The sequence below is a fragment of the Otoolea muris genome, assembly GCF_943193115.1.
Taxonomy (GTDB): Bacteria; Bacillota; Clostridia; order Lachnospirales; family Lachnospiraceae; genus Otoolea; species Otoolea muris.
This window is the reverse complement of sequence record NZ_CALPCY010000012.1, coordinates 55,261-73,377: the sequence shown is the minus strand read 5'-3', so window position 1 is coordinate 73,377 and position 18,117 is coordinate 55,261. Positions and strand designations below refer to the sequence as shown.

13 protein-coding genes and 1 pseudogene are annotated in these 18,117 nt (G+C 55.0%); 12 read left to right on the top strand and 2 right to left on the bottom strand.

The window, feature by feature from the left end; genetic code table 11:
• Positions 1 to 84: 84 nt before the first annotated feature.
• From tig to NFS31_RS09775, 8 genes are all read left to right on the top strand, one after another.
• Entirely contained in the window at positions 85 to 1,230 is a 1,146-nt protein-coding gene (tig, locus tag NFS31_RS09810) for a trigger factor (protein WP_251494180.1), read from the top strand.
• Positions 1,230 to 3,089, top strand: a complete 1,860-nt coding sequence (recQ, locus tag NFS31_RS09805) for a DNA helicase RecQ (RefSeq protein ID WP_251494177.1) — start codon at positions 1,230 to 1,232, stop codon at positions 3,087 to 3,089. The genes tig and recQ overlap by 1 nt, the downstream gene beginning before the upstream one ends.
• A 235-nt stretch (positions 3,090 to 3,324) precedes the next feature.
• Positions 3,325 to 4,140, top strand: coding sequence for a tetratricopeptide repeat protein (locus tag NFS31_RS09800; protein ID WP_251494174.1), 816 nt, complete (start codon positions 3,325 to 3,327; stop codon positions 4,138 to 4,140).
• Positions 4,141 to 4,143: 3 nt separating this feature from the next.
• Positions 4,144 to 5,124, top strand: a complete 981-nt coding sequence (locus NFS31_RS09795) for a DUF4037 domain-containing protein (RefSeq protein ID WP_251494171.1) — start codon at positions 4,144 to 4,146, stop codon at positions 5,122 to 5,124.
• An 84-nt stretch (positions 5,125 to 5,208) separates the two neighbouring features.
• Positions 5,209 to 5,835 (top strand): DUF4125 family protein, encoded by a 627-nt coding sequence (locus tag NFS31_RS09790; protein WP_251494168.1) that lies wholly within the window; start codon positions 5,209 to 5,211, stop codon positions 5,833 to 5,835.
• Positions 5,817 to 7,139, top strand: a complete 1,323-nt coding sequence (locus tag NFS31_RS09785) for an ABC transporter ATP-binding protein (RefSeq protein ID WP_251494164.1) — start codon at positions 5,817 to 5,819, stop codon at positions 7,137 to 7,139. The genes NFS31_RS09790 and NFS31_RS09785 overlap by 19 nt, the downstream gene beginning before the upstream one ends.
• A 45-nt stretch (positions 7,140 to 7,184) precedes the next feature.
• Positions 7,185 to 7,958, top strand: a complete 774-nt coding sequence (locus NFS31_RS09780; RefSeq protein WP_251494161.1) for a class I SAM-dependent methyltransferase — start codon at positions 7,185 to 7,187, stop codon at positions 7,956 to 7,958.
• Positions 7,959 to 7,965: 7 nt separating this feature from the next.
• Positions 7,966 to 11,172 (top strand): glycosyltransferase, encoded by a 3,207-nt coding sequence (locus NFS31_RS09775; protein WP_251494158.1) that lies wholly within the window; start codon positions 7,966 to 7,968, stop codon positions 11,170 to 11,172.
• Positions 11,173 to 11,263: 91 nt separating this feature from the next.
• Here NFS31_RS09775 and NFS31_RS09770 read toward each other — a convergent pair whose 3' ends face one another.
• Positions 11,264 to 12,595: an MATE family efflux transporter gene (locus tag NFS31_RS09770; protein WP_251494156.1), complete on the bottom strand. Its 1,332-nt coding sequence runs from the start codon at positions 12,593 to 12,595 to the stop codon at positions 11,264 to 11,266.
• Between the two features lie 321 nt (positions 12,596 to 12,916).
• On the opposite strand from NFS31_RS09770, the gene NFS31_RS09765 reads away from it, so the two are divergent.
• From NFS31_RS09765 to NFS31_RS09750, 4 genes are all read left to right on the top strand, one after another.
• Positions 12,917 to 13,810 (top strand): MurR/RpiR family transcriptional regulator, encoded by an 894-nt coding sequence (locus tag NFS31_RS09765; protein ID WP_251494153.1) that lies wholly within the window; start codon positions 12,917 to 12,919, stop codon positions 13,808 to 13,810.
• Between the two features lie 313 nt (positions 13,811 to 14,123).
• The gene (locus NFS31_RS09760) at positions 14,124 to 14,762 is read left to right on the top strand and encodes a bifunctional 4-hydroxy-2-oxoglutarate aldolase/2-dehydro-3-deoxy-phosphogluconate aldolase (RefSeq protein WP_251494151.1); all 639 of its coding nucleotides are present in this window, start codon (positions 14,124 to 14,126) and stop codon (positions 14,760 to 14,762) included.
• Positions 14,763 to 14,785: 23 nt separating this feature from the next.
• On the top strand, positions 14,786 to 15,478 hold the full coding sequence (locus NFS31_RS09755; RefSeq protein ID WP_251494147.1) for a GntR family transcriptional regulator: 693 nt from the start codon (positions 14,786 to 14,788) through the stop codon (positions 15,476 to 15,478).
• 338 nt (positions 15,479 to 15,816) lie between these two features.
• Positions 15,817 to 16,731 (top strand): helix-turn-helix transcriptional regulator, encoded by a 915-nt coding sequence (locus NFS31_RS09750; RefSeq protein ID WP_251494143.1) that lies wholly within the window; start codon positions 15,817 to 15,819, stop codon positions 16,729 to 16,731.
• Between the two features lie 293 nt (positions 16,732 to 17,024).
• On the opposite strand, the pseudogene NFS31_RS27605 reads toward NFS31_RS09750, so the two are convergent.
• Positions 17,025 to 17,612 (bottom strand): annotated as a pseudogene (locus tag NFS31_RS27605) (ABC transporter substrate-binding protein); the annotation flags it as partial.
• Positions 17,613 to 18,117 lie beyond the last annotated feature (505 nt).

Here is an 18,117-nt window from a genome sequence, read left to right as displayed (position 1 = left end):
TAACGGTCCCGGCGGCCTGAATGGCTGCCGGGCATCAGCCCCGTTTTGTGAGGACAGGGGAGAAAGAAAAGAGGATTTTATTATATGCGAAAATTTATAAAAGCCGGGCTCTGCGGCCTGACGGCGGCGATGCTGGTGTGCGGGGGCTGCTCTGCCAAAACGGAAAACGGGCCTTCTGCGCAGGAGGAAAACGCGGAGACGGAAGCCGGCGGGGGGTCCGGGGCGCAGGATGGAGAGACGTCCGCGGAGGACGGCGCGACGGAGGAGTATATCGCTGAGGGAAGTATTACGCTGGGCGATTATAAGGGGATCCCGGTCACGGTCGGAAAAGCGGAGGTGACGGAGGAGGAGATCGATCAGGTGATCGAGAATTACCTGAACAGCAGCGCGACATATGAGGAGTCGGACGAGGCGGCGGCGCTCGGCGATACGGTGAACATCGATTATAAAGGGCTGATGGACGGCGAAGCTTTTGACGGGGGATCGGACACGAATTTTGATCTGCTCCTGGGCTCAGGGCGCTTTATCGCGGGCTTTGAGGACGGCCTGGTGGGCGTGAAAAAGGGGGAAAAACGCGATCTGAACTTAAGCTTCCCGGATCCGTACCTGAATAATCCGGATATGGCGGGGCGCGCGGTTGTGTTTGAGGTGACGGTGAACGCGGTGAAGAAGCGCGTCGTGCCGGAGCTTACGGACGAGTTTGTGGCAGCTTCCTTTCCGGAGGATAAAACCGTGGAGGGCCTGCGCAAATCGCTGCGCGAGATGCTGCTGAACCAGAAGCAGTCCCAGATCGATAACAGCCGTGATTCACAGCTTTTAGACGAAGCGGTGAACCGCTCGGAGATCGTGTGCGCCACAGATCGGGTGAATGAGGCCATGGATCTTCAGATTGACAGCATTACCAGGATGGCGGCGGGCTATGGATATGATCTGGCGTCGTATGCGGGGCTGATGGGCATGGACGAGGCGGGCCTGCGCGCGGAGCTTAAAGAGGCTGCCATTTATATGGTAAAACAGGAGATGACGCTGGATGCCATCGCAGAGGCGGAGGGCATTACGGTCAGCGGGGAAGATAAGGAAGCGCTGGCAAAGGAATACGGCTATGAGAGCCTGTCAGACATTTTAAAGAGCGAGGGCGTGACAGAGGAACTGGTTGAGGATACGGTGAGGAAGCAGAAGGCGCTGCGCGTCCTGTCAGACAATGCGCAGATAACTGAAGAGGCGCAGTAGTGGATAAATACGAAATTTTAAAGAAATATTTTGGATACGACGCATTCCGCGACGCCCAGGAGACGCTGATCGATCATATTCTGGCGGGACAGGACACGCTGGGCATCATGCCCACAGGCGCGGGAAAATCCCTGTGCTACCAGATCCCGGCGCTTATGCTTGACGGTATTACGCTGGTGATTTCCCCCCTGATCTCGCTGATGAAGGATCAGGTGGGGAGCTTAAACCAGGCGGGGATCCACGCGGCGTATTTAAACAGCTCCCTGACAACGGGGCAGTATTTTAAGGCGCTCGCCTTTGCGCGCGAGGGGCGCTACCCGATCATTTACGTCGCGCCGGAGCGCCTTTTGACCGAAGAATTCCTGGATTTTGCCCTGAACAGCCGTATTGCGATGGTGGCTGTGGACGAGGCGCACTGTGTGTCCCAGTGGGGCCAGGATTTCAGGCCCAGCTACTTGAAAATCACGGAGTTCATCGGACGGCTTAAAAAGCGCCCGATCGTGAGCGCCTTTACGGCCACGGCGACAAAGGAGGTCAGGGACGATATCATTGATATACTGATGCTTCAGGATCCCATGGTCATGAGCACTGGATTTGACCGCGCAAACCTGTATTTCGGCGTGATGTCCGTAAGGGATCGGTACGGGGCGGTACGCAGTTATCTGGAAACACACCGCGGCGAGAGCGGGATCATTTACTGCCTGACCAGAAAGCATGTGGAGGACGTGTGCGCGCGTCTGATAAAGGACGGTTTTCCGGTCACGAGGTACCATGCCGGCTTGAGCGACGCGGAGAGAAGGAAGAACCAGGATGATTTTATCTATGACCGCTCGCCGCTGATTGTGGCTACGTCCGCCTTCGGTATGGGGATCGATAAATCGAATGTGCGCTTCGTCCTTCATTACGGCATGCCGAAGAATATCGAATCGTACTATCAGGAGGCCGGAAGGGCGGGGCGCGACGGGGAACCGGCGGAATGTATCCTGTATTACAGCGGCCAGGATGTGATCACAAACCAGCTTTTTATTGCTCACAATCAGGACAATCAGGAGCTGGACGCGGCGGCCAGGGCTCTGGTGATGGAGCGCGACCGGGACCGCCTGCGGAAAATGACGTTTTACTGCTTTACGAATGAGTGCCTGCGGGATTATATTTTGAAATATTTCGGAGAGTATGGGAGCAACTACTGCGGCAATTGCTCCAATTGCCTGACGCAGTTCGAGGAGACGGATGTAACGGAGATCGCGCGGGCCCTGATCGGCTGCGTGGAGAGCAGCCGGCAGAGGTATGGGACCACGGTGATCGTGGATACGGTCCACGGGGCCAATACGGCCAAGATCCAGAATTACAGGATGAATGAGAACCCTCATTACGGGGCGCTGAAAGAGGTTCCCGTATATCGGATCCGGCAGGTGTTAAATTACCTGCAGATTCAGGAATATCTGGCGGTTACAACGGATGAGTATGCGATCGTAAAGCTGACCGCGAAATCCGGGGACGCGCTGAAAGAGGGCCCGATTGTCATGAAGCTCGCGAAAGAGGCGAAACGGCCGCCCAAGGAGGCATCAAAGGAAGGAAAGAACAAACGGTCCCAGCCCGGGCGCGAGAGCTTCACCGAGAAGGAGGAGAGCCTCTTTGAAAAGCTCCGCGCGGTCAGGACCGAGCTCGCAAAGCGGGAGAAGGTTCCGCCGTATATCGTATTTTCCGACAGGACGCTGACTCATATGTGCATCGTAAAGCCGACAACGAAAGAGGAGATGCTGAACGTGTCGGGTGTGGGGGAATTTAAGTATAATAAGTATGGGGAGAGTTTTCTGGCTTGTGTGAAGGAGGAGATGGGTGTTACTGTTCACGGGTAGTATTCCGCGAGGCGTTTTTTGTGAGCGAAGATCACAGAAAACCCGAGGGCAGCAGGCGCCAAAATGGGCAATCTGCCCATTTTGTGTGCATCATGTTCTGTGAACGGCACAGCCGTGAACAGTAACAGATGTGGAAATAGCGCTGGTGAAGAATCGTGATTTTCCTTGTGGGAATCCCTGTAATTTAGTATAATGGAGAAATCAGAGCCCACTGGCGGAAAGGAGATAAAAGGAAATGGATTTAAATAAGATACTGGAAGAACTGGATAAACTGTACGCGGAAGCAAACCTTGACAAAGCAGAGCTGCGCCTGGGCGAATGGCTCGCAGAGGCGGAGGAGGCCGGGGAAAAGGGGATCATGCTGGCTCTCTACAATGAGCAGGAGGGCCTCTACCGGACGACCGGGCGGGCGGCGGAGGCGGTGAAAGTTTCGGCCAGGGCGCTTGAACTGGTGAAAAACATGGGCTTAACAGGCACGATCCAGCATGCGGCCACGCTGCAGAACGCGGCCACGGCGAACCGGGCGGCGGGCAATGCCGGCGAAGCGCTGGGGATGTTTGAGGAGGCCGCGGCGCTGTATGGCAGGCTTGGGAAAGAGGACAGCTACCAGATGGCCGCGCTCCATAACAATATCAGCCAGATTTACCAGGAGCGCGAGGAGCACGAGACGGCGCTTTCATATCTGGAAAAGGCCCTTTCCGTGGTTGCGCGCCTTGATGGGGGAGCGGCGGAGGCGGCCACCACGCGCGTCAATATGTCGCTGTCCCTGATGGCCTTAGACCGCCTGGAGGAAGCCGAAAAGCGGATCGACGAGGCAATGGAATACTACAAAAGCGAACAGGGGCTTAAGGATTCCCACTATCCGTCCGCGTTATCGGCAGCCGGCGAGCTGGCGTTCTGCAAGGGAGAAAAGAGGGAGGCGCTGGCCCTTATCAAAGAGGCCCTGAACGTCACGCTTCGCATATTTGGAGAGAATGCCGCGAGCGAGATTTTGCGCAGAAACGTGGAGCTGATTGAGGAGAGCATAAAGAGGACGGAGCAGGAAGATTAACCGATGAATGGGCTGGAACTTGCAAGGCGTTATTATCTGGAGGTCGGACGGCCGATGCTTGAGGCAGAGTACGCGGAGTACATGCCGCGGATCGCGGCGGGGCTTGCGGGGGAAGGCTCCGAGTGCCTGGGATATGACGACGCGATTTCAAGGGATCATGATTTTGGGCCGGGGTTCTGCCTCTGGCTGAACGCAGAGGATTTTTCGGCGATCGGAAAGCGCCTTCAGGCGTCTTATGAGGCCCTTCCTGCCGAATTCGGCGGTTTCCCGGCCAGAAATACGAGCGCCCGGGGAGGCGGGCGCGTGGGCGTGATGGAGATATCCGCGTTTTACGGCTATTTCATCGGTTCAGAACAGCCTCCCGCCTCACTGACGCGGTGGCTGCGCCTGCCGGAGGAGAAGCTGGCGGCGGCGGTGAGCGGCGAGGTCTTTTCGGATCCGTCGGGTGAATTTTCGTCAATCCGCGAGGCGCTTTTGCAGTATTATCCGGAGGACGTACGCGTAAAAAAGATCGCGGCCCGGGCGGCGGTGATGGCTCAGTCAGGGCAGTATAATTATGCGCGGTGCATGCAGCGCGGGGACGATGCGGCGGCCTGCATCGCGCTTGGCGAATTCTTAAAGAGCGCGATGTCCATGATCTACCTTTTAAACCGCCGGTATGCGCCATACTATAAATGGATGTTCCGGGGCCTTTCGGGGCTGGAGCGCGTGAAGGCGGCGCGTCCGCTGCTCGGCGAACTTTCCCGTCTGGGAAGTCAGGAAGAGGCGTGGAGAAAGCCGTATCCGGCGGGGTTTAATCCCTATGTGAATATTAGGGACCGCAAGGTGGAGCTGATCGAGGAGATCTGCGCCCTGACGGCAGAGGAGCTTCGCAGGCAGGGACTGACGGACAGCAGGGATGATTTTCTGGAGGCGCATACGTGGGAGATTATGAAGAGGATCCGGGATCCGGAGATTCGCGGCAGGCATGTGTTGGAGGGGTAGCGTATTAAAGTTATTTCATTCGGCGGCGGAGTATACTGCGGGCCATGGGGGGTCGCGGGGAGGCCGCCTCAAGGAGAGATTGATATGACATTGGAAGAAAAAAAGGAAGCGCTTATTAAAACAGAATGGCAGGCATTCCAGTCAGTGCGCAACGAAGGAGGCCGGGCCTCCTGCCAGGACGACCCGCAGACCTTTTTTATCATGCGCCGCAGCCAGTTCCACGCATGGCCGGAGGATTTAACCGACAGCTACGCCAGAGATCTTCGCGGGGCAGAAGCCGAAGGGCGGAATCTTTTGGCTGAAAAGTATGCCTGGATGATGGAATCCACGGCTCCGGAGCAGTTTGAGCGGATTGCCGGCCTGCTCCCGACCCGGTCAGAGGAGAAGGAGCGGCTGATCCGCCTGATTGCAGAGATCCAGGTTCGCTGGATGGAGGAATACGCGTCCGGGTATCCGGCCCTGGCGTCCGGGAACCGGCTGATCCATACTTCGGAGGATACGGGGGCTGCCACCTCCTTTGAGACGTATCTGAAGGGGGAGCTTCACACATATTCGGAAGGGACGCTTCTGCTGTACCTGGAGTTTATCAGGGGCCTTGAGAAGGAGGGGAAGAATCTGTCCCTCCTGGTGATGGGGGCGACCGTGAGGGCTTACGGGTATAAAAGCCTTGAGGAGGCGGAGGAAAGAGTCAGATGTCAGCGGAACGTGTAATTGAGATTAAGGACGTTACAAAGATTTATAAGCTTTATGATAAGCCTATTGATCGTCTGAAGGAGTCAATGAGCCTGCGGCACAGAAGCTATCACAAGGACTTCTATGCCCTGCGCGGGCTTTCCTTTTTTGTGGAAAAGGGGCAGACCGTGGGGATCATCGGGACGAACGGATCAGGCAAGTCCACGATTTTAAAGATCATAACCGGCGTCCTGACGCCCACGTCCGGGGAAGTGAGTGTCAAGGGAAAGATTTCCGCCCTTCTGGAGCTGGGCGCGGGCTTTAATATGGATTACACAGGGATCGAAAACATTTATATGAACGGGACCATGATGGGCTATTCCAAAAGGGAAATGGATGATAAGCTTGCGGATATCCTGGATTTTGCCGAGATCGGGGACTTTGTGCATCAGCCGGTCAAGACGTATTCGAGCGGGATGTTCGTGCGCCTGGCTTTTGCGCTGGCCATCAATGTGGAGCCGGAGATCCTGATCGTGGACGAGGCGTTGTCCGTGGGCGACGTCTTTTTCCAGTCCAAGTGCTACCGCCGGATGGAGGAGATACGGAAAAACGGCACGACGATCGTGATGGTCACGCACGATATGGGGAGTATTATAAAATACTGCGATAAGGTAATCCTGTTAAATAAGGGCGAGTATATCGCCGAGGGCCCTGCCGGCCGGATGGTGGATCTCTATAAAAAGATCCTGGCAGGGCAGATGGAGTCGCTTCGGGAAGAGCTTGCATCCCGCAGGGAAGGCGTCAGTGAAGATGCTCCGGGCAGACGCGCGGGGGCAGGAGGGAGTGAGCCGGGCGGGCTGATGCGTGAAAAGCTGACGATCAACGCGAACCGGGAGGAGTACGGGGACGGCCGCGCGGAGATTTTTGACCTGGGGCTCCTGGATGCCAGGGGGAATCTGACGAATCTTCTGCTGAAGGGGGAAGTGTTTACAATCCGGGAACGGATCCGTTTTCATGCGGACATAGAAGCCCCGATTTTTACCTATACGATCAAGGATCGAAAGGGGACGGAGCTGACGGGGACGAATACGCTGTTTGAGGGCGCGCAGGTGAAGCCTGTGAAGGCGGGCGATATCTACGACGTGGCTTTTACGCAGAAAATGACGCTGCAGGGCGGGGAATACCTGCTTTCTATGAGCTGTACCGGCTTTGAGGGCGGGGAGCATGTGGTGTATCACCGCCTGTATGATGTGGCGAATATCACGGTTATTTCCAATAAGAATACGGTGGGTATCTATGATATGGAGCCGGAGGTAAAGACAGTGCTGAACGGCGGCGGATGACCGTTCAGGCTGTCTGAGCGGTTACGGCGGCGGATGGTGAGGAAAATGGATGACATAAGGAGTGAAATTCGGGCGCTGCTTGAGAAATACGGGACGGATACGAAACGGGCGCTCCGGGAGAATAAACGGCTTTCGTATCTCTACGCCCTGGCGCCTCTGCGGGAGAATCTTCTGGAATGGTATGATTTCAGGAAGGACGGCCGCCTTCTGCAGGTTGGGGCCGATTTTGGGGCGCTGACAGGGCTTCTTTTGAGGCGCTGCGCCTTTGTGGATGTGCTGGATGAGGAAGAGGAGAGTTTAGAGGTCGTAAAAGCCAGGTATCCGGGAGAAGAGAGGCTTTCGTGTATACAGGAAAGCCTGATTTCAGACAAAACAGCCGGGAGCTGGCGGGACAGGCGCTATGATTATGTGACGCTTATCGGCTCGCTGAAAAAGGAGGCGCCGATTGAGAGGCAGGTAAAAGAGGCCATGCGCCTTCTGGCCCCGGGGGGCGTGCTGCTTGTGGCGGCGCGCAACCGTTTTGGGCTTAAATACCTGGCCGGAGCCGCGGCGGACGATGTGGATATGACGAGGCGGGAGCTTGAGGCGCTGCTCCCGGGAGGCGTTTTTTATTATCCCATGCCGGATTACCGGCTGCCGGGGGAGATCTATTCGGATGCGTATCTCCCAAAGAAGGGGGATCTGACAGGCGCGCTGGCGCTGTATGATTATCCCCGGTATCTGTTGATGGATGTGGGCGCCGCGTATGACGCGGTATGCGGGGACGGGCAGTTCGGCCAGTTTGCCAATTCGTTTCTCGTCGCGTGGAAAAAGGAGTAAAGACGGCATGGCAGAGGTGTGTTATGTAAAATACAACCGGACCCGCCAGGAACGGTTTCAGATAAAGACAGAGATCAGGCGCGAGGGCGGCGCATATGTGGTGGAAAAGGCGGCGCTCTGTCCGGAGGGCGCGGCCCACATCCGTTCATTTCAGGAAAAATACGAGAGGCTGGCATGGCAGAGCCGGCGCGTCAGGCCCGTGGAAACGGAGATCGCAGAGGACGGGAGGCGGGCGCGTTTTCCGTGGCTGGAGGGGAGAACCCTGGCGGAGCTGTTGGGGGAGGCCGTAAACGGGGATGGGAAAGCGCTGGCCCGCGCGCTTTGCGGCGAAACCTCCGTGGACGGGGCGGATACAGATATAGCCGCCTTTTCGTCTCCTCTGGAGGCGGTCCGCGCGGCGATGGACGCGCTTTATGACACGCGCCCCGAGGCGCAGGGAACGTTTCGTCTGACGCCGGACTTTATGGAGGTGTTTAATACGCTGGGCGAGCTTTCGGATCTGGCGGAGGAGGAGCTTGCGGGCCCGGCATTTACCGTCTCCAATATTGACGCCCTGTTTGAAAATATGCTGGCGACACGGGACGGGATCCGCGCGATTGATTATGAGTGGGTGTTCCTGTTTCCGGTTCCGGCCGGGTTTGTCCGCTACCGGACGCTGTACTATTTTTACCGCCAATACAGCAGCCTGATGGAATACGCCTCGTTTCCGGATTTCCTGCGCGCATACGGGATGGAGGAGGCGGATGAGAAGCGGCTTTCCATCTATGAGCGGATGGAGAGGGGCTTTCAGGAGTATGTCCACGGCGAGAACCAGAGGACGTATCAGGAGGACTTCATGGTCCGAACGAAGAATGTCCGGGAGCTTGCGGCCATTGACGGCGAGCTGGAGCGCGCAAAGAAACGGCTTGAGGAACTGAAGGCCATGCTCGCCGATAAGGATACGGAGCTTAGGCGGGAGCGGGAGGTGAAGCGGCTTACAGACAACCATGTGGCGAACTTAGAGGCCATGATCGGCGATCTGCGCCATGAGATAGGGGAAATGGGGAAGACGCTTTCCTATTTAAACCGCCATGAGGCGCTTGTGTTTAAGCTTCGTAGAAAGCTGGGGCAGGCATTTAATAAGCGGTATCCGAAGGGGACGGGAAAGCGCAAGATCCTTGGCTACTTTAGGAGGACGCTCCTTCATCCCGTTTCATCCATCCGCATGTATACGACCGAAGAGGGGAAAAACCGGATGAAAGGTGATTTTGAGATCGGGGAGGAATACCTGACGGGCGGAAAGCTCCTGTTCCCGCGGGAGGAGAATCCCACGGTCTCGATCATTATCCCGGTTTACAACCAGATCCGTTATACGTATCTGTGTCTGCAGTCCATCCTTTTGCACACGCCGGATGTGAGCTATGAAGTGATTATCGCGGACGATGTGTCCTCAGACGCGACAAAACATCTGGGCGAATTCGCCGAAAACCTTGTGATACGGCGCAATGAGACGAACCAGGGATTCCTTAGAAACTGCAACCAGGCGGCCCGGGCGGCGAGGGGTCGGTACCTGATGTTTTTGAACAATGACACGCAGGTGACGGATGGCTGGCTCAGCTCTCTTATAACGTTAATCGAGTCGGATCCGTCGATCGGCATGGCTGGCTCTAAGCTTGTCTATCCGGACGGGCGGCTGCAGGAGGCGGGCGGGATCATCTGGAGCGATGGTTCCGGCTGGAATTACGGGCGGATGGATGACCCGGATAAGGCGGAATATAATTATGTGAAGGATGTGGATTATATTTCCGGCGCGGCGATCCTGATTGATGCGGATCTGTGGAAGCAGATCGGGGGCTTTGACGAGCGGTTTGCCCCGGCTTACTGTGAGGACTCGGATCTGGCTTTTGAGGTCAGGAAGGCCGGATACCGCGTTGTATACCAGCCGCTTTCAAAGGTGATCCATTTTGAGGGCGTCTCGAACGGGACGGACGTACACGGAAGCGGTTTAAAGCGCTATCAGGTGGAAAACAGCAGGAAGCTTAAGGAAAAGTGGAGTGAGGAATTTAAAAGACAGTGCGTCAATACCGGCAGTCCCAACCCCTTCCGGGCCAGGGAGCGCAGCATGGGAAAGCCGGTGATTCTGGTCGTGGATCACTATGTTCCCACGTTTGATAAGGATGCCGGCTCAAAGACCACGTTCCAGTATTTAAAGATGTTCCTGAAAATGGGCTATGCGGTGAAATTCCTGGGGGATAATTTCCTGCGCGAAGAGCCGTATACCACGGTTTTGCAGCAGATGGGCGTTGAGGTGCTGTACGGCCGGGAATATGTGGCCGGGATCTGGGACTGGCTGGACAGGAACGGGAAAGAGATTGCCATTGCATACTTAAACCGGCCGCATATCGCCTCGAAATATGTGGATTACATTGCCGAGCACACGGATATGAAGATCATTTATTATGGCCATGACCTTCATTTCCTGAGAGAATTCAGGGAGTATGAGCTGACAGGGGATTTGAAGAAGAGGAGAGATTCAGAATACTGGAAGTCCGTTGAATTTTCCCTGATGCACAAGGCGGCTGTGTCGTACTACCCGTCTGACGTGGAGATTCAGGCGATCCGCGCGCTGGATGAGACGGTTCCGGTAAAGGCGATCACAGCTTATGTATTTGATGAATTTCTTGAGAACGTCAACCGCGCCTTTGCAAAAAGAGAGGGACTGTTGTTTGTAGGGGGCTTCGCGCACCCGCCGAATGCGGACGCGGTGCTGTGGTTTGCCAGAGAGGTATTTCCGCGGATCCGGGAGAGGCTTACCGTGACCTTTTATGTGGTCGGCTCCCGCGTGACAGAGGAGATCCGGGCGCTTGAGAGTCCCGGAAACGGGATCGTGGTGAAGGGCTTTGTGTCAGAGGAGGAACTGTCCGCCCTGTATCAGAGCTGCCGGATCGTGGTCGTGCCCCTACGGTACGGAGCCGGGGTCAAGGGAAAGGTGGTTGAGGCTGTCTATAACGGCGCGCCGGTGGTGACGACCTCTGTGGGGAGCGAGGGCATACCGGATGTCGGACAGGCGCTTGTAATCGAAGACACGGCAGAGGCTTTCGCAGAAGCCGTGGTATCGCTCTACGGGGATCTGGATCGGCTGGAGGCGCTTTCTGACGCTGCCCAGGACTATATCCGCCGCCATTTCAGCACAGAGGCCGCGTGGTCGGTGATACGGGACGACTTTGCCATTTAAAAGGAGCTGCCGGGACGCAGCCTGCGCGGAGAGGGCGCGGGGATTTACGTCCCGGCAGTTCGTCTGTGCAGGCGGCGTCCCGGCAGCCTTTTTAAAGGCGGCTTTCAGCCGGGCGGACTCTCCGGTAGCTGATGAGCTGGTAGAGGATCATGAAGCACCATCCGATCGCGGTTCCGATGGCCACGGCCTGTACGCCGAAGCGACCCAGAAGCAGGTATGTAACCGCGACCCGGATCGGGATCTGGACGACGGTTGCAAACAGCGTGATCATCAGCCGCCCGATTCCCCGGAAATACCCCTGGAAGGTGTTGGTTATGCCGGTCAGGAAATAGACGGAGGCCATGGGGATGATGTAGCTTAAGCCGTACCGGATAGCTTCCGTATCCTCTGGCTTTAAGAAGAGGCCGAGCAGAGGGCGTCTTCCGGCAAGGACGAGGATCCCGACAAGGAGCGTATAGATCTCGGCGATCACAAGCATTTGCTTTAAGCCCCTGGGAATACGGTCATACTGTTTTCCTCCCAGGTTCTGGGCGGAGAAGGTCGTTAAAGAGGAGGCCAGGCTGTCCCCGGGCGCGAGCACATAGCTGTCAATAATGGAAACGGCATTAAACGCCGCGATGGCGTCCACGCCCAGGGAGTTGACGCCGGACTGCACCAGAAGGCGTCCCACGTAAAGCATGGTCTGCTGGACTGCGGACACGGAGCTGAAATCGACCGTTTTCTTTAAAAAGGAAGGATTCAGGCGAAGCTCCCGCCGCGCAAGGCGCAGGATCGGCGCCTTGGCGTAAATATAGGCGAGAAGCGCCGCCGCCGATACGGCCTGGGAGATGATTGTCGCGAAGGCCGCCCCGGAAACGCCCATTTTCAGGACGCCGACGAGAATAATGTCAAGAAAAATGTTGACAAAGGTTGTAAGGATCAGGACGTAAAGGGCCGCTCTGGAGTCGCCGATGGCCCGCAGGGCGGCGGAGAGCACATTGTAAAAAAAGGTAAAGATAAGCCCGCCGGAAATGATGCGCAGATATATGGCGGCATCCGCGAAGATGGCATCCGGCGTGCGTGTGAGACGGAGGAAAAGGCCGCTTCCCAGAAACGAGAGAACGGACAGAAACACGGTCAGAATCAGCCCGGCCAGAACTGAGGTGGAAAGCTCCTCCTTTAAAGCGGAATAATCCTTTGCCCCGAAATAACCGGCCATCAGGATCGAGGCCCCCATCGAGAGGCCCACAATCAGGAAAATCAGGATATTCATAATCGGGCCGGCCGTGCCCACCGCCGCCAGAGCGTCTTTCCCGTAAAAATGTCCCACAACCACAGAGTCAACCGTGTGATAAAGCTGCTGGAACAGATTGCCGAATACCAGCGGCACGGCGTACACCAGAAGGTGCTTTGTAATATTTCCCTGCGTCATATCTCTTGCCATCGTACATATTCCCCCTTGATTTTTCAGGTTAAAATGATTATAATGATTTTTATAAATCATATTAAATTAATAATGATTTTATAAAATCAATTATAGGAGGTTTCAGAAGGATTGTCAAGACAGTGTGAGAGTAACGATTCAGAGGTCATCTGGGGTGTGACAGTTCAGACAACCTGAATTGTTACGGCATCTGCCCATGAAAATCGCTTCGCGATGGGGCAGATGCCTGCTGCCGCTGCGTTTTCGTACGGTCAGCGCAGCAGGTGCGCAGACCTGTCTGAACTGCTACTCTGAGGTTAGGTGAGAGGAATACTGAACAAAATGACGGAACAAAATAAGATGGACAACACTTTGCAGGACAGCGGCGGAAATCTGATCAGAAAACGGATTGCCGGGGCAAAACTGACCGCAAAGGATCGCCTGGCGCTGGAATATATCATGAAAAACCAGGAGACAGCGTGCTTCATGACCTCCGCGGAGCTGGCGAAAGAATTGGAGATCAGCGCTTCTTCCGTGGTCCGCGTCTCGGCAAAGCTGGGGTTTGAGAGCTTCAGCATGTTTAGGCGCGCGCTGCAGGAGGAGCTGGCGAGAGAGAGGCAGAAGGATAAGAAGCAGATTCCCTATGAGCGGATAAAGGATTATACAGATTTGTCAGAGGAGGAGCTGATAACGGCGATCAAAGGAAATGTGCTGCGCAATATTGAGCGTGATCAGACCGCGGCGGACTATAACAGCTATCACAAAGCGGCCGCCCTGCTCGCAGGGGCGGCGAAGGTCTTTGTTGTGGGATTCCGCGCCTGCGCAGGCTTTGCGATGTCGCTGAACGTCATGCTGGGCTGTGTGCGCCCCGGCGTTTACGCGGTTGAGGGCAGCCGCCCGCTGATCGACGCGCTGGTGGATCTGACCGAAGAAGACGCTGTGGTGCTCATGTCATATGAACGCTATTCCAGCGAGACAGCTTTTGCGGCAAAGATGGCCAGAAAGGCCGGGAGCCATATCATAGCCCTGACGGATAAATATACCTCGCCTCTCTGCGCGGGAGCGGAGGCGGTAATATTAAGCTCCACGGACGGCCTGTCCTTTTATAATTCCTATGCCGCTATGGTCATGGCCATGGAAGTGCTCACCGGGCTGGTGAGCAGGAGGAATAAAGAGCAGAATGAGGCGCGGCTGATGAAGATGGAGGAATATCTGCGGGAGACGGGGCAGTATTGATTCCCGCGAGCAACGAGCCAAGTGGGCATGCTTGCATGCACATTTGGCGACTGCCGCGAGGGTCAAATACCCCGCTGCTCTGCAGCGCTGCAAGTTTGACGCCCCGTTGCTTGCAGCGGGGTTGTTGACTTTATGGCCTGCCAGCAATGGAACCTGTTCCTGGCGGCCTCTTTGCGCTCCTAAATTAAAAATATTCCACAAACTCTATCCTTGCAATCCCGCCCCATTCGTGATATGATGGGCAGAGAAGAAAGTAACATGTCAGTTAGCAGTCATAATCATTTCCCAAGACAAAACAGGAGGAAGAAAAATCATGAGTACAATTATTGAAGAGCTGAGCGGATACGGCGTGGTGCCGGTTGTGGTATTAAACCGTGCAGAGGATGCAAAGCCTCTGGCAGAGGCGCTTTGCAAGGGCGGACTTCCGTGTGCGGAGGTTACATTCAGAACCGAGGCTGCAGAGGAATCGATCCGCATCATGTCCGAGAATTTCCCGCAGATGCTGGTGGGAGCCGGGACAGTGCTGACTATCGGGCAGGTGGATCGCGCGGTAGGGGCAGGCGCGAAGTTCATTGTAAGCCCCGGCTTTGATCCGGAGATTGTGGACTACTGTATCGAAAAGAAGATTCCGGTTCTTCCGGGGTGCATCACTCCGTCCGAGGTGGCCCAGGGCGTGAAGAGAGGGCTTAAGGTCCTGAAGTTTTTCCCGGCTGAGCAGGCCGGCGGCGTGGCGATGATCAAGGCAATGGCAGCTCCCTATACGACGGTGAAATTTATGCCGACCGGCGGAATCAGCGCGAAGAATTTAGAGGAATATTTATCGGTTCCGAAGATCGTTGCCTGCGGCGGAAGCTGGATGGTAAAAGGCGATCTGATCGACAGCGGGCAGTTTGACAAGATCGAGGAGATGACCAGGGAGGCCGTGGATCTGGTTCATAAAATCCGTGGCTGATACGCATTACGGGAGAGAACGTGATGGAGAGAACGCTTAATCAGGAGACGTATGACCGGTTTAAAAAAGACATCATGACGTTCGCATGTAAGCCGGGGGAACCGGTTTCAGCCGCGAAGCTGGCGGATCGCTACCATGTGAGCCGGACGCCGGCCAGGGAGGCGCTGGTTAAGCTTAAGGCAGAGGGACTGGTGGATATTTTTCCCCAGTCCAAATCCGTGATTTCCAGGATTAACGTCCACCGGGCGAGACAGGAGTGGTTTGTCCGGCGGACGCTGGAGCTGGGGATGGTGGATCGTTTTTTTGATAAAGTCAGCGATCCGGATATTTCGCTGATGCAGGATTATAATCATGAGATGAACCTCTTAAGAGCGCAGCCAAAGACGCATGAGTCGGCTTATCGTTATCTGATGTGTGATAATGATTTTCATGCGGTGAGCTATATGGCGGCCGGTGAGCGGCTGGCGGCTGAAATTATTTCCAATACCATGGTTCATTATAACCGGATCCGGCTGTTGGTGGATCTGGAATCAGCATTTCGGGAACGGACGGTTTCGGTTCATGAGCAGTTGATTGAGTATGTGAAGCAGCGGGATAAGGAGAGCTACCGCGGGCTGCTGAAGCGGCATTTGGATTATGTGCTGGATGATATTGGGACAATGGAAAAGTTATATCCTGATTATTTTGAGATGCAGAAATCCTCTGACAATGGATGACTTGGATTTTCGGTGAACAGGCTTTGGAACGCGCTTAGCGGGCTGGGGCCTGTTTTTTATGCGCACGGGACGCCGGGATCGGCGTTCGGCAGCAAGAATGTCAGTTGTAAATCCAGGGGGATCATCTATAATAATGCTGAAGGCAACCGTTCAGACAACCGGAGCTGTTACTTCTAAAGTACATTACAGATAGAAAGGATCAGGTAACCATATATGTCAGCAGCCCTGTTTGCTAAAAAGAGTGATCTATGTACTGCCAATCGATGTCTGACAAACAGAAAGACCATTCAAAATGTGCCATACCTTAAACGCTGCCGCAACAGAGAGGCGGCGCTGCTATGAAGATTGACCGTCTTTTAGGCATTTTATCGGTTCTTCTGCAAAAGGAGACCGCGACCGCGCCTGAGCTGGCAGAGCAGTTTGAGGTATCCAGAAGGACCATTAACCGGGACGTTGAAGCTCTGTGCAAGGCCGGCATTCCTGTGATGACCAGACAGGGAGCAGGCGGCGGTATCTCGATTATGGAGAATTATAAGTTCAACCGCGCGCTTTTGACGAGTACGGAAATGCGGGATATTCTCGCGGGGCTGCGCGGGCTGGACAGCATCAATGGGACAAACCGCTATGGCCAGCTTATGGAAAAGCTGTCGGCGGGCTCTTCTGACTTTCTGACAGGGGGACAGTCGGTTCTGATTGATCTGTCGTCGTGGTATAAAGAATCCCTCGCGCCGAAGATAGAGCTTTTACAGCAGGCAATTGACAACAGGCTGGAGGTCTGCTTTTGCTATTTCTCGCCAAACGGGGAAAGCGAGCGGACGATCGAGCCGTTTTACCTGCTCTTTCGCTGGTCGAGCTGGTATGTGTGGGGATATTGCAGGCTGCGCGGTGATTTCCGGATGTTTAAGCTGAACCGAATGGACGGCCTGTGCCTGTCCGGGAGGACATTTCCCGCGCGCACTGTACCGCTTCCGGGGTCCGGCAGCAGCGCTGTGTTTCCCGGCGCGGTAAAGGCGCGTATACTGTTTGACGCTGTATGCAAATGGAGGCTGATGGAGGAATACGGCCCGGAGAGCTTCCGGGAGCAGCCGGACGGGAGGCTGTTATTTGAGCGGAGTTTCAGAAACAGGGAGTACCTTGTGATCTGGCTGATGGGCTTTCGGGACAAGGCGCTCCTGCTCGGGCCAGAGGATGTGCAGCAGGAGCTTTTGGAGGCGTTTCAGAAGGTGAAGGAACGGTATGAGGGGACAGTGTGATTGTGGTTGTTATGTATACAGGCGGCTAAAGGGGCGGGAGGCAGACCATAATGCGCGAGGGAGGGGAGTTTTATGTCTAGTACACCGTTTTTTAATTCGCAAGTAAAAAGCGCCTGACTTCCATATCCAACAGGACCCCGTAGAAGACCGCCGGTATTCAGCGAGGTCTTTACGAGCTTAGTACCTCTGCGCTTTTCTCCGAGCGGGAGCGGGGGTCCTGTTGGATATGGAAGCTGACTTCTGGCGGCCCCCTCACGACAAGCCACAGCCTGCAATAATATATCTTCCTGTATCTATTTTTTTACCTTCCCGGCTTTCTCAGCGAAATCCGTCGTCACCAGCTTCTCATAGGGAACCCTTTCTTTAAGCTCACCCGCCTCCTCCAATATATTCTGAAGAAGATCAAAGCTGCTTTCCTCAAAAATCGTATCATTTTTCCAGGTATCCTGCTCCTTGTAGCGCTCAACAATGGCGGCGATGGTCGCTTCATCGGTTTCTTTGAACTGAGGCTTAATCGTTTTGGCAATCTCCTCAGCGGAATGGCTGTTTACGTATTCAAGCCCCTTCTGGATGGCATTTGTAAAACCCTGGATAACCTCGGGATGCTTTTCAATATAACTTTTCTTTGCCGAATAGGCCGTGTAAGGCACATAGCCGGAGTCCACGCCGAGGGAGGCGACCACAGTCCCGTTCCCCTCCAGCTCCAGTCCCGTGGCAAAGGGCTCAAATTCGACGGTGTAGTCCGCGTCGCTGCTCGTAAAGGCGGCGGCGGTGAGGCCAAAGTCGATATTCTGGTCAATCGTCAGATCCGTCCTGGGATCAATGCCGTTTTTCTTTAAGATGTATTCAAAAATCATTTCCGGCATACCGCCAGTCTGCCCTAGCATGATGAACATATTTTCCACACACGTCAATTTCTCCTTAGAAGCCACGATTCTGTATGGATAATGGTAGATTCCCGTCTTTTCCACCAGCCCCAGGTCCAGCAGATGCTCCATGTAGGTGGCAAACTTTTTCTTGTGCATGGGATATCCCATATCTTTCAGGCTATCTGCCAGGAATTTTACAGAGGTAAAACCTGTCTCGTCCTTTTCCAGAAGCCGGATTGCATCTATCATCATGGTGAGCTTCAGATTTTCCTTGTCGGCTTTGAAATCATAGGCCGCCAGATTGCCGAGGCCGTGTTTCAAATAGATGTCAACATTTCCGTCTTTGTCTACGATGATTTTTTCTACGAGTACCTCAATGTCCGTCCGGGTCAGGCTTTTTTGCTCCAACACTTCATTCAGAATATCCAGTGCGGTTTGAAAGCCCGGTTTGATTGCAACAGCGGGGATATGGGGCTCCTTCGTCAAATCTTGCAGTGTTTTTTCAATGGCAGAGATA

What these genes read in the sequence shown, in the direction of transcription:
- tig (WP_251494180.1), top strand. Translation starts at nt 85, where the DNA reads ATGCGAAAATTTATAAAAGCCGGGCTCTGCGGCCTGACGGCGGCGATG.
- NFS31_RS09800 (WP_251494174.1), top strand. Translation starts at nt 3,325, where the DNA reads ATGGATTTAAATAAGATACTGGAAGAACTGGATAAACTGTACGCGGAA.
- NFS31_RS09795 (WP_251494171.1), top strand. Translation starts at nt 4,144, where the DNA reads ATGAATGGGCTGGAACTTGCAAGGCGTTATTATCTGGAGGTCGGACGG.
- NFS31_RS09790 (WP_251494168.1), top strand. Translation starts at nt 5,209, where the DNA reads ATGACATTGGAAGAAAAAAAGGAAGCGCTTATTAAAACAGAATGGCAG.
- NFS31_RS09785 (WP_251494164.1), top strand. Translation starts at nt 5,817, where the DNA reads ATGTCAGCGGAACGTGTAATTGAGATTAAGGACGTTACAAAGATTTAT.
- NFS31_RS09780 (WP_251494161.1), top strand. Translation starts at nt 7,185, where the DNA reads ATGGATGACATAAGGAGTGAAATTCGGGCGCTGCTTGAGAAATACGGG.
- NFS31_RS09775 (WP_251494158.1), top strand. Translation starts at nt 7,966, where the DNA reads ATGGCAGAGGTGTGTTATGTAAAATACAACCGGACCCGCCAGGAACGG.
- NFS31_RS09770 (WP_251494156.1), bottom strand. Translation starts at nt 12,595, where the DNA reads ATGGCAAGAGATATGACGCAGGGAAATATTACAAAGCACCTTCTGGTG.
- NFS31_RS09765 (WP_251494153.1), top strand. Translation starts at nt 12,917, where the DNA reads ATGACGGAACAAAATAAGATGGACAACACTTTGCAGGACAGCGGCGGA.
- NFS31_RS09760 (WP_251494151.1), top strand. Translation starts at nt 14,124, where the DNA reads ATGAGTACAATTATTGAAGAGCTGAGCGGATACGGCGTGGTGCCGGTT.
- NFS31_RS09755 (WP_251494147.1), top strand. Translation starts at nt 14,786, where the DNA reads ATGGAGAGAACGCTTAATCAGGAGACGTATGACCGGTTTAAAAAAGAC.
- NFS31_RS09750 (WP_251494143.1), top strand. Translation starts at nt 15,817, where the DNA reads ATGAAGATTGACCGTCTTTTAGGCATTTTATCGGTTCTTCTGCAAAAG.